This window comes from Micrococcus sp. EWR3.9.1, from assembly GCF_052615555.1.
The window spans coordinates 16,354-26,017 of the sequence record NZ_JBQXFD010000017.1; the positions used below are offsets into that span (position 1 = coordinate 16,354).

A 9,664-nucleotide genomic window follows, 5' to 3' on the forward strand; every position below is an offset into this window, starting at 1 on the left:
TCGCACGGCACTCTAGCCGTGACACCGGACACGACGACGGGCACCGCACCCTGGCCGGGTGCGTGCCCGTCGTCGAGGGGACGGCCGGCCCGGAGGCCGCCGTCGGGAGGCGGGGGTCAGCCGACCTCGGCGGCCAGCTTCGCGAGCGACTCCTCCATCTGCTCCTCGGACACCATCGGGAAGAGGTTCTTCGCCAGCAGCTCCGGGTCGGTCACGGCGGTCCAGTCGTAGGTGAGGGACACGACCGTGCTGCCCGAGCCGTTGTCCTCGAGCCGGTAGACCCACTGCCAACCCTTGGGCTCGGTGCCGGCGGGGGCGGTCTTCCAGCCGACCAGCTTGTTCGGGTCGTAGGCGACCACGTGATTGTCGGTCTGGTAGTCGCCACCCATGTGCTCCGCGTGCATGTTCATGGTGAACACGTCGCCGACCTTCTGGATGCGCTGGGTCTTGTCGTCGGACTGCACCATGCCCGAGCCGTCGAACTTCGCGTGGTTCGCGGGCAGGGTCAGGAAGTCGAACACGTCCTTGGCGGACGCGTCGATGGTCCGGGTGACGGTCTGCTGGGTCTCGCCGTGGGCGGTCTTGTTCATCTCGGTCATGGGATCAACCTAGGCACGGGGCCGGGGCGGTCGACAAGGTCTGGGGGTCAGTCCGGCACGTTGCGGCCACGCCGGAACGCGGACACGCTGCGGTGGCCGGCCACGCTGAACCGCCACGGGAAGCGCACGGAGCCGCCCTCCCCCGAGACGCCGACGCGCGGGCCCGTCACGACCTCGATCGGCGGCTCGGCCGGATCGCGGGGCGCGGGCGGGGCCAGGAGGAAGCGGGCGGGCGCGGCCGGCGCGGCGAGGCGGGCCGGGGTGCCGCCGTCGTCGGCCACCTCCGGCGGCGCGGCGACGATCTCCACGGGCGCGTGGCCCATCTCCAGGGTGATGCCGAGGCCCTGGCCGAGGTTCCCCGGGCCGGAGAGCAGCTTGAGGCCGGTGTCCCGGCCACGGCGGGCCACCGCGAGGTCCCCTCCCGCGAGCACCTCGGCCGCACGCAGCAGCACACCGCCGGCCTCCCCCTCGGGGTGGCCCACCAGGTTCAGGCAGCGGTGGATGCCATAGTTCAGGTACACATACGTACGCCGCGGCGGCCCGAACAGCGCGGCATTGCGCTCGGTGCGACCGCGGAACGAGTGGGCGCCGGGGTCCGCGCCCGCGTTCCCGTACGCCTCGGTCTCGGTCAGCCGCACGGTGACGGCGCCGTCCGGGGCGACGACGGTCAGCCGGCACCCCAGCAGCGTCGCGGCGAGCGCGGGCGAGGGGCCGTCGAAGGCGGCGGCGAGACGCTCCGGGGTCACGGCAGCGGCCCCGCGGCGGGCAGCACCATGGTGTCGATCAACCGGACGGGCGGCACGTGCGCGGCCACGAGGGCGAGGGCCTCGCGGCGCAGCGGCTGGCACAGCAGCTCCGGACCGAGCTCGGCGAAGGTGTCCCGGTCCACCACCACGAGGTGGTCCAGCTCGACGCCCGGCTCGTCCTCGACCATCCGGCGAGCGGCCTGGACGTCGACGGGCTCACCGGCCGCCGCGGCGTCGGCCAGGGAGCGCAGGGCGCGGCTGAGGACGAGCGCGTGTTCCAGGCCCGCGGCGTCCAGGCGGGTGTTGCGGCTGGAGAGCGCGAGGCCCTCGGGCGAGCGGACGATGGGCACGGCGCGGACGTCGACGTCGATGTCCAGGTCCGTGGCCAGGCGGCGCAGGACGGTGAGCTGCTGCGCGTCCTTCTGGCCGAAGTAGCTGCGCAGGACCGGCACCGCCGGGCGCACGATGTTCCACAGCTTCGCCACGACGGTGGCCACGCCGTCGAAGTGGCCCGGGCGGGAGGCGCCCTCGAGGACCTCCCCCATGCGGCCGGCGGAGACGGTGACGATCGGCGCGTCCGGGTAGCCCGGGTACATCTCCTGCACGTCCGGGGCGAACACGACGTCGGCGCCCGCCGCCGCCAGCAGGTCCAGGTCCGCGTCCAGGGTGCGCGGGTAGTGCTCCAGGTCGGCCGGATCGCCGAACTGGAGCGGGTTCACGAAGATGCTGACCGCGACGACGTCGTTCTCGGCGCGGGCCCGCCGCACCAGGGCCGCGTGGCCGCCGTGGAGGGCGCCCATCGTGGGGACCAGGCCGACGGTGACGGGCTCGGCGTCGCCGTCGTCCGTGGCGTGGGCGACGAGCTCACGGAGAGCGGCGCGCATCTCGGCGACGGTCCGGGCCAGACGCGGGCGCGCGGAGACGCCGTCAGCCTCGGGCGTCACGGGAGCGGGGAGGGCGTCCTCGAGGGTCAGGCCGGTGCCGGCGGGGACGGGGCGCTGGTCGGGGACGCGGTCGAGAGGGGTCACCCTCCGAGTCTAGGCACGGGGCCTCGGGGAGGACTTCCGCCTCACCACGCGCATCTGGTCCAAGGCCTGAGCCGCGGGCCGGATTCGGCCCCAAACGCGCGACGCCGGCCAGTCCCGTCAACGGGACCGGCCGGCGTCGTGCTCGGGTCGGGCTCAGGCGTCCTTCGCGGTGTCCTTCACCTGGCGGGCGGCGTCCTGGGACTCCGCCTTGAGGTCCTGCGCCGTGTCCGTGCCCTGCTCCTTGAGGTGGGAAGCGGCCTCGGCAGCCGACTCCTTCACGCTCCCGGCGGCCTCGCGGGCGGCGGGCTCGAGGTCCTCGCGCAGCTGCTGGGCGGCCTGCTTGGCCTCGTCCACCAGCGGGGCGGCCTGCTCCTTGAGGCCCTCCGCGGCGCGCTGCTCCACGCGTGAGGCGGGGATCAGCGAGCTGAGCAGCAGGCCGGCGCCGAAGGCGATCAGCCCGGCGGCCAGCGGGTTGCCCGCGGTGCGGCCGCGCAGCTGAGCCGGGGCCTGCTGCAGGGCGAGCTGGGCGTCGTCGGCCCACTCGGACACGCGGTCGCCGGCATCGCCCAGGCGGTCCTGGGCCTGGCCGGCAGCGTCGTACGCGGAGGCCCGGGCGTCGTCGATCACCCCGTGGGCGCGATCGCCCAGCGAGGGCTCGTGGCGGTGCTGCTCCGGGGAGCCCATGATGTTCTCCTTCGCGTGGATGAAGCCGTCCTTGATGCGGTTGGTCTGCCGGGACACGGCCTTCGTGGGGCTCACCTTCTCGGCGAGGGCGTCCACGTCCTGGCCGAGCTCGCGGCGCGTACGCTCGATGTCGGCGCGGATCTCATCGGGGTTGTTGCTCGTGGTCATCGCGTCTCCTTCGCGGGGTTCAGGGTCTCGGGGATCTCCTGAAGCGTCTCCTGGGTCTGCGGCAGACCCTTGATCTTCTCGATGTCCTTCTTGCCCTGCACGGCCAGCACGGCCGCCACGACGCCCCACAGCACGGCCACGATCAGCGCGGCCCAGCCGATCGGCAGGAACACGTCGAGCAGGTGCATCAGGGCGAGGGACAGGAACATCAGCAGGAAGAAGCCGCCGACGGCGGCGCCGGCCAGCAGCCCCGCCCCCTTGCCGGCCTTCTTCGCGGACTCGGTGGCCTCGGCCTTGGCCAGGGCGATCTCCTGGCTGACCAGCGTCGACAGCTTGGCCGACAGGCTCTGGAACATCTCGCCGAGGCTCTCGTGCTCGGCGCGGAACTCCGCCTGCGTGGGCGGCGGGGTGTGCGCGCCGGAGTGCGGCGTCGCGTCGCGGAACGGCTCGTGGGCGGTGCTCATGCGTCACCCCCGGGCCGGGTCTGGTCGAACGGCCGCTCGGCGGTCAGGCCCTGCTGGACCGGTGCCTGCGTGCCGTACGGGACGTCCCCGACGCCGGCCGCGCGGCGGGGCCCGGCGCCGTCCGCGACGCGGCCGTCGGCCTGGGAGAGCGAATCGCTCGAGTAGGCCGGGGCCTGCGAGTCCAGGTGGTGCGGGGTCACGTCCGCGTGCACCGCGTCCGGACGGGTCTCGTGACGGCGCGGCGAGGTGGAGGCGGTGGAGTCGGGCTGGGCGGCGTCGCGGATGCCGCGCGTCAGTCGACCGGCCACCAGCCCGGCGCCCAGGGCGAGGGCCAGGAACGTGCCCGGACGGCGAGCGGCGAAGCCGCGCACGTCCTGCAGCAGGTCCTGCGGGGAAGCGGTCTCCAGGCGCTGGGTCAGGGCCTCGGCACGGTCCGCCACCGAGGCGACGCCCTGGCGCACCAAATCGGTCTGCGGCTGCTCACCGGAGACCACGCGGTGCAGGTCGTCGGTGTAGCTGCGCACCTGGCCCGCGAGCCGCTCCTGCTGGGTCTGCACCTGCGCGCCGACCTGCTCCTGGGCGGAGCCGACCAGCGACTGCACCTGGTCAGCGGCCTCGTCCTTCACCTGGCCGGCCTCGTGCTTGGCGGTGGCCGCGAGGTCCTGGGCCTTGTCCTTGGCGTCGTGGGCCACGGCCTTCGCCTGGCCCTGGGCCTCGCCCGCGGCCTGCTGGGCCTTGCCCTTCGCCTGGTCCTTGGCGTCACGGCCCTCGGCTGAGGAGCCGTGGGCGTTCTTCGGCGTGTTCGTCGTCATGCTGTGCCTTCCTTCGTCCGGGTCGGCGTCCCTCATGGCCGGCCCTTCTGGCCGTCCACGTCACCGGGTCCACCGGTCTTGAGCGCCAAGGTAAGCACCGCAGGGACCCTGCCGGAAGACCTCGGGTCCGCCGGGATCGTCTCCGGTCGGGACGGGGTCAGCGCACCTTCAGGCCCCGCTGGGCGGTCTTGCCGACGCCCCGGCCCGGGTGCTCCTTCTTGCCCTGCATCCAGGTGTCCACGGCCTGCACGCCGAGGTCGGGGTGGTCGGTGAAGAAGCCGTCGATGCCGGCGTCGAGGAACGGCTGGATCATGCCGACCATGTCGCCCTGCGCGTTCCGGTCCGTGGAGGAGCGGAACTCCGTGTAGAGGAACTGGTTCTCGGCGCGGAAGGTGTACGGCACCACCTCGAGGCCCGCGCGGTGGGCGAGGGAGACGAACGCGGTCTCCTCGCCCATCGAGCCGTCCTTCTCCTTGGTGATGATCTGCGCGAAGGCCGGGCCGAGCGTGTCGACGCCGGCCGCGCGGACCTCGCGCATGCCCGCGGCGGTCTCGTAGAAGTCGTAGTCGCGGAGCCCGTCGCCGGCGGCCACGGAGTCATAGGGCGCGCCGTTGACGCTGGAGAGGAACACCGTCTCGGCCCTGAGGCCGAGGTTCTCGTTGAGATCGCGCAGGTTGGCGAGCTCGAAGGACTGCACGGTGGCGGGGGCGTTGCGCTTGTTCAGGCCGTGCTCGTCGAGCAACTCGACGACGCGCTCCTCCATGGACAGGCCGATGGAGTCGAAGTAGGTGGGGTGCTTGATCTCGGGGATGACGCCGATCTCGCGGCCGTACCGGGCAGAGAGGCGCTCCCGCAGCTCGAGCACCTCCTCGAAGGTGGGCACCTGGTACCGGCCGTCGTAGGACGCGGACTCGGGGCGGGCCTGCGGCAGGCGCTCCTTGGCGCGCAGGGTCTTGAGCTCGGCGAGGGTGAAGTCCTCGGTGAACCAGCCGGTGAGGGCCACGCCGTCGACGACCTTGGTGGTCCTGCGGTCCGCGAACTCGGGTCGCTGGGCGACGTCCGTGATGCCGTCGATCAGGTTCTCGTGGCGGACCACGAGCACGCCGTCCTTCGTGGAGACCAGGTCCGGCTCGATCACGTCCGCGCCCTGGGCGGCGGCCAGCTCGTAGGCGGCCAGGGTGTGCTCGGGGCGGTAGCCGGAGGCGCCACGGTGACCCACGACGTCGGGGCGCACCACGGGCTTGCCCGTGACGGACTGCGCGGCGGCCGGGGTCGTCGGTGCGGCGGGGGCGGCGGCGGCCGGGGCGGCCAGCGGGGCGCTGACGGCGACGGCGGCGGCGAGGGCCACGAGGCCGCGGGCGGCGTGACGACGGACGGAGGTCATGGAACGGTCCTTTCCGGGAGGGGGATGACCGCTCCAGTGGGCCAGATCCGGGTGTCGGCCGGGTGGCCCCCTCCGGCCACAGCCGGCCCGTCCGGTGAACAGCCGGTGACGGGCGGCTGATCGGAGAGGTTCAGCCGCCCGTCACGATGCGCGGCGCCGGGCCCGGCGGCTCAGCCCGCCGTCGGCGACGGCCGCGTCAGTCCCAGCGTCTCCGGGGCCGACGGGGTGCCGTCGCCGAGGACGTGCTCGCCCAGGAAGCCGAGGACGACCTCGTACCAGACCTTCGCGTGCTGCGGGGCGAGGATCCAGTGGTTCTCGTGGGGGAAGTAGAGGAACCGGTGGTCGGTGGTGCCGTCCGCGGCGGCCGGCCGCCCGGACTTCGCCAGCAGGTCCGACCACAGGCGCAGCCCCTCGCCGATCGGCACGCGGTAGTCCTTATCGCCGTGGATGACGAGCATCGGGGAGACGATCTCGCCCACGAACCGGTGCGGAGAGTTCTCCTGCTGCATCTGCTCGTCCATCTCGCGGGCCCAGTAGAACGCGGCGTCCGTCGTCGGGCCGAAGCCGTCCAGCGCCCACAGCGAGGCGTGCGTGACCACGCACCGGAACCGGTCGGTGTGCCCGGCCACCCAGTTCGCCATGTAGCCGCCGAACGAGCCGCCCATGGCGGCGGTGCGGTCGCCGTCGACGTCCTCACGCGCCACGACGGCGTCCGTGAGCGCCATCAGGTCCGTGTAGGGCGCCTGGCCCCAGCGGCCCCAGCCGCGTTCGATGAAGTCCTGGCCGTAGCCCGTGGACAGCGCCGGGTCCGGCAGCAGCACCGCGTAGCCGCGCGCCGCCATGATCCACGGGGTCCAGCGCCAGCTCCACGCGTTCCACGAGCCCAGGGGCCCGCCGTGGATCCACAGCAGCAGCGGGTGACCGCCGGCCGGCGCCTCCCCCTCGGGGAGCACGAGCCAGCCGCGCACGTGCGTGCCGTCCTCGGCGACGGTCTCCACGTCCTCGAGGGTGCCCGGGATCGCGGGGCGCTCCACGGGGTTCGGCAGGCGCGTGGTCTCGCCCGTGGCCAGGTCGATCCGCGCCACCTCCGGCGGGAACAGGTAGGAGGAGCGGACGCCGTAGGCCGTGGCCCCGTCCGGGGAGAGCACGATGTCGGTCCACGCCTCGTCCTCCCGGGTCACCTGCGCGACGGCGCCGGTGGCCACCTCGATGCGGAACACCGGGCGGCGGCCCTCGGAGTCCGCGAGCGCGATCACCGCGGAGTCGTCCGGCAGCCACGCGACGACGTCGGCCCAGCGGTCCCAGCCGTGGGCCAGGGGCGTGGTCTGGCCCGTGGCCGTGTCCATCACGTACAGGCGCGGGTGCACGGCGGAGTGCGGGGTGGAGTCGGGGGTGCGGACGACGACGGCGCGCGTGCCGTCATGGCTGACGGGGCCGACGGCCACGTCCTCACCGGGGACGTCGTGCAGGACGCGGTGCTCGCCCGTGGCCAGGTCCACGCGCACCACCGTGCCCTCGCGCACGTTGCCGCGAGCCTCGGCGGTGGCGGCCGTGGTGAGCAGGAACGAGCCGTCCGGGGCCACCTGCGCGCCGATCCCGAACGCGTGGGAGCGCGGGAATCCGGAGACGTGGCGCAGGTGGTGCGCCACGTCGTCGGCCTCGGGAGCCAGGCCGGAGGCGGCGGGGCCCGGCTCGGCGGCGTCGGCGTCCGTGGCGGGCTCGGCGGCGTCGGCGTCCGTGGCGGGCTCACCCTGCGGGTCCGGGCCGGGCTCGAGGACGAAGAGCTCGGGGCGGGCGGGGCCGAGGTCGTGGTCCCAGAAGCGGATGGGGTAGCCGGTGTGCAGGATGGCGTCCACGCCGGCGTCCTTGCGGGTCTGCGCGAGGGCCGCGTGCTCGGCCTCGGTGGTCGCACCGAGCAGCCGGTCCGCCGTGACGACCACGCGGTCCGCCGCGGAGGCGCACGTGACCGCGGCGACGCCGCCCGGGCGGGAGAGCACCACGCGCGCCTCGCCGCCCCGGGCCGGCAGGGCCCACAGGGCGCTGCGCTTCTCGGCCTCGGCGTCGGCGGGGTCGGGGCGGGCGGAGGTGAAGAAGAGGGTGCCGTCCGCGGCGAACTGTGCGCCGGCCTCGCCCTCGCGGGAGCGGGTCAGGCGGTGGGCGGGGCGCTCGCCCGCGGGGTCGACCTCCCAGAGGGCGGTGGCGTAGCCGGTGCCCTTCGCGTCCCGGGTGGCGACGGTGGTCACCAGGCGGGCGCCGTCCGGGCTGAGGGTGAGACCGGCCACGCGCGGCAGGGCGGTGAAGGCGTCGAGGTCGTGGAAGGGGGTGGCGGGGGTGTCCGCGGTGTCCGGGGTGGAGGTCATGCGTTCGTTTCTATCGGCCCGCACGTGATCCGGGCAACACGGAGGGCGGCGGGGTGGTGGCATCGACGGCGGGCCGCCCCGGTGCCCGCCGCGCCTCAGGCGCCGGGCCGCGTGCCGGCGTCGGCCCGGATCTGCTGGAGCTGCTCGCCGAGCCAGTCGACGTACTCGCCCATCCACTCCCCCGTGGCCTGATGGTTCCAGCTCTGGCCGACCACCGGCTGCGGGAAGACGACGGCGTCCGAGAGGGTGTCCCGCAGCGCGAGGGCGGGCCCCTCCTCATCCGCGACCGTCACCCACTGCATGCCGTGGCGCGCGCCCAGGTGCTCGCCGAGCAGCACCGCGACGACGTCCAGCAGCACCGCCAGCTCCTCGGGGTCCAGCTCCTCGGCTTCGGCCTGCGAGCGGGCCAGCACGGCGTCGTAGTAGGCGGCGACCGCGTCCAGGTCCAGGTGGTCCACGCCCTCCTGCGCGGCGAAGTCGCGGCGGACGCGCACCCACTCCCGCTCGGGCTCGGTCAGGGGGCTCATCTCGGGCTGGTCGGTCATGGCCTCCATCCTGCCAGGCGCGTCGGGCGCCGCCGTCGCCGGAACCGACGGTGCCAGCCGCGCTTTCGTTCGAGAAACGGCGGCGTGTCGCAGCGCTTTCGTTCGGGAAACGGCGAGGAACCGGGGGGACACACCGCCGGAGGCCTCCGACCCTCCAGCGGGACCACTCGTGGACGCACCCGATGCCGCCCCGCCGGCGACGAGCCGAGCGTGCGGGCCGTCGTCGTCCGCCGCCCCCGCCCGGACTTGAGACACTGGCCCCATGCGCATCATGACCGTCTGCCTGGGGAACATCTGCCGCTCGCCCGCCGCCGAGGCCGTGCTGAACCGCAAGCTCGCGGAGGCCGGTCTCCACGACGTCGAGGTCACGTCCGGCGAGCACGTGGGCGCCCGGCCGCATCACCTCACCCGCGAGGTCGGCGGGGAACTGGGGTACGAGTTCTCGACGGTGGGGGTGCAGCTGTCCGCCGACCTCGTGGACGAGGCCGACCTGATCCTGGTGATGGACGAGGCCAACCTCGTCGACGCGCGGCGGCTCGCGACGACGGCCGAGCAGCGGGACCGGATCCACCTGATGGGCGAATTCGCGTCGGATGCGGACAGCGCCGGGGTGCGCGAGGTCCCCGATCCGTACGGGTATCCGCGGCCGCAGTTCGAGGAGATGTACCGGCAGATCGAGGACGCGGCAGACGGCGTCGTCGCCGCGATCCGCGGCGGGCGCCTCTGACGGCCGGGGCGCAATCCCGGGGTCCCGTCCCAGCGACGCGAACGCCGCCGGAGGCGGCCGTTTCACGAACGAAAACGGCCTGGGACCCGCCGTTTCCCGAACGAAAACGGCCCGGGACCCGCCGTTTCCCGAACGAAAGCGGGGTGG

General features: G+C 74.1%; 10 protein-coding genes. 1 reads left to right on the plus strand and 9 read right to left on the minus strand.

Features of this window, described 5'->3' with window-relative positions:
• Positions 1 to 116: 116 nt before the first annotated feature.
• The 9 genes from ACUJ8O_RS09785 to ACUJ8O_RS09825 all read right to left on the minus strand — a co-directional run bounded on the left by ACUJ8O_RS09785 (position 117) and on the right by ACUJ8O_RS09825 (position 8,790).
• Positions 117 to 599, minus strand: a complete 483-nt coding sequence (locus ACUJ8O_RS09785) for an SRPBCC family protein (RefSeq protein WP_036380856.1) — start codon at positions 597 to 599, stop codon at positions 117 to 119.
• Positions 600 to 646: 47 nt separating this feature from the next.
• A complete protein-coding gene (locus tag ACUJ8O_RS09790; protein WP_036314811.1) occupies positions 647 to 1,345 on the minus strand; it encodes a DNA-3-methyladenine glycosylase in 699 nt (232 codons plus the stop codon).
• Positions 1,342 to 2,373: a pantoate--beta-alanine ligase gene (panC, locus tag ACUJ8O_RS09795; protein ID WP_445373344.1), complete on the minus strand. Its 1,032-nt coding sequence runs from the start codon at positions 2,371 to 2,373 to the stop codon at positions 1,342 to 1,344. Before panC ends, ACUJ8O_RS09790 begins: the two co-directional genes overlap by 4 nt.
• Before the next feature lie 153 nt (positions 2,374 to 2,526).
• Positions 2,527 to 3,225, minus strand: coding sequence for a DUF3618 domain-containing protein (locus ACUJ8O_RS09800; protein WP_036338457.1), 699 nt, complete (start codon positions 3,223 to 3,225; stop codon positions 2,527 to 2,529).
• Positions 3,222 to 3,689: a phage holin family protein gene (locus ACUJ8O_RS09805; protein WP_036314802.1), complete on the minus strand. Its 468-nt coding sequence runs from the start codon at positions 3,687 to 3,689 to the stop codon at positions 3,222 to 3,224. Before ACUJ8O_RS09805 ends, ACUJ8O_RS09800 begins: the two co-directional genes overlap by 4 nt.
• Entirely contained in the window at positions 3,686 to 4,501 is an 816-nt protein-coding gene (locus tag ACUJ8O_RS09810; RefSeq protein ID WP_020625303.1) for a CsbD family protein, read from the minus strand. The genes ACUJ8O_RS09805 and ACUJ8O_RS09810 overlap by 4 nt, the downstream gene beginning before the upstream one ends.
• A gap of 157 nt (positions 4,502 to 4,658) precedes the next feature.
• Positions 4,659 to 5,885: a glycerophosphodiester phosphodiesterase gene (locus ACUJ8O_RS09815; RefSeq protein ID WP_445373345.1), complete on the minus strand. Its 1,227-nt coding sequence runs from the start codon at positions 5,883 to 5,885 to the stop codon at positions 4,659 to 4,661.
• Between the two features lie 170 nt (positions 5,886 to 6,055).
• On the minus strand, positions 6,056 to 8,245 hold the full coding sequence (locus ACUJ8O_RS09820; protein ID WP_445373346.1) for an alpha/beta fold hydrolase: 2,190 nt from the start codon (positions 8,243 to 8,245) through the stop codon (positions 6,056 to 6,058).
• Between the two features lie 95 nt (positions 8,246 to 8,340).
• Positions 8,341 to 8,790, minus strand: coding sequence for a DUF3806 domain-containing protein (locus ACUJ8O_RS09825; protein WP_020625300.1), 450 nt, complete (start codon positions 8,788 to 8,790; stop codon positions 8,341 to 8,343).
• 262 nt (positions 8,791 to 9,052) lie between these two features.
• On the opposite strand from ACUJ8O_RS09825, the gene ACUJ8O_RS09830 reads away from it, so the two are divergent.
• Positions 9,053 to 9,517, plus strand: a complete 465-nt coding sequence (locus ACUJ8O_RS09830) for a low molecular weight protein-tyrosine-phosphatase (RefSeq protein WP_036337201.1) — start codon at positions 9,053 to 9,055, stop codon at positions 9,515 to 9,517.
• Positions 9,518 to 9,664 lie beyond the last annotated feature (147 nt).

Excerpts from the sequence above, each read along its gene's own strand:
- ACUJ8O_RS09815 (WP_445373345.1), bottom strand. The coding sequence starts at position 5,885 with ATGACCTCCGTCCGTCGTCACGCCGCCCGCGGCCTCGTGGCCCTCGCC.
- ACUJ8O_RS09800 (WP_036338457.1), bottom strand. The coding sequence starts at position 3,225 with ATGACCACGAGCAACAACCCCGATGAGATCCGCGCCGACATCGAGCGT.
- ACUJ8O_RS09825 (WP_020625300.1), bottom strand. The coding sequence starts at position 8,790 with ATGACCGACCAGCCCGAGATGAGCCCCCTGACCGAGCCCGAGCGGGAG.
- ACUJ8O_RS09810 (WP_020625303.1), bottom strand. The coding sequence starts at position 4,501 with ATGACGACGAACACGCCGAAGAACGCCCACGGCTCCTCAGCCGAGGGC.
- ACUJ8O_RS09830 (WP_036337201.1), top strand. The coding sequence starts at position 9,053 with ATGCGCATCATGACCGTCTGCCTGGGGAACATCTGCCGCTCGCCCGCC.
- ACUJ8O_RS09785 (WP_036380856.1), bottom strand. The coding sequence starts at position 599 with ATGACCGAGATGAACAAGACCGCCCACGGCGAGACCCAGCAGACCGTC.
- ACUJ8O_RS09820 (WP_445373346.1), bottom strand. The coding sequence starts at position 8,245 with ATGACCTCCACCCCGGACACCGCGGACACCCCCGCCACCCCCTTCCAC.
- ACUJ8O_RS09805 (WP_036314802.1), bottom strand. The coding sequence starts at position 3,689 with ATGAGCACCGCCCACGAGCCGTTCCGCGACGCGACGCCGCACTCCGGC.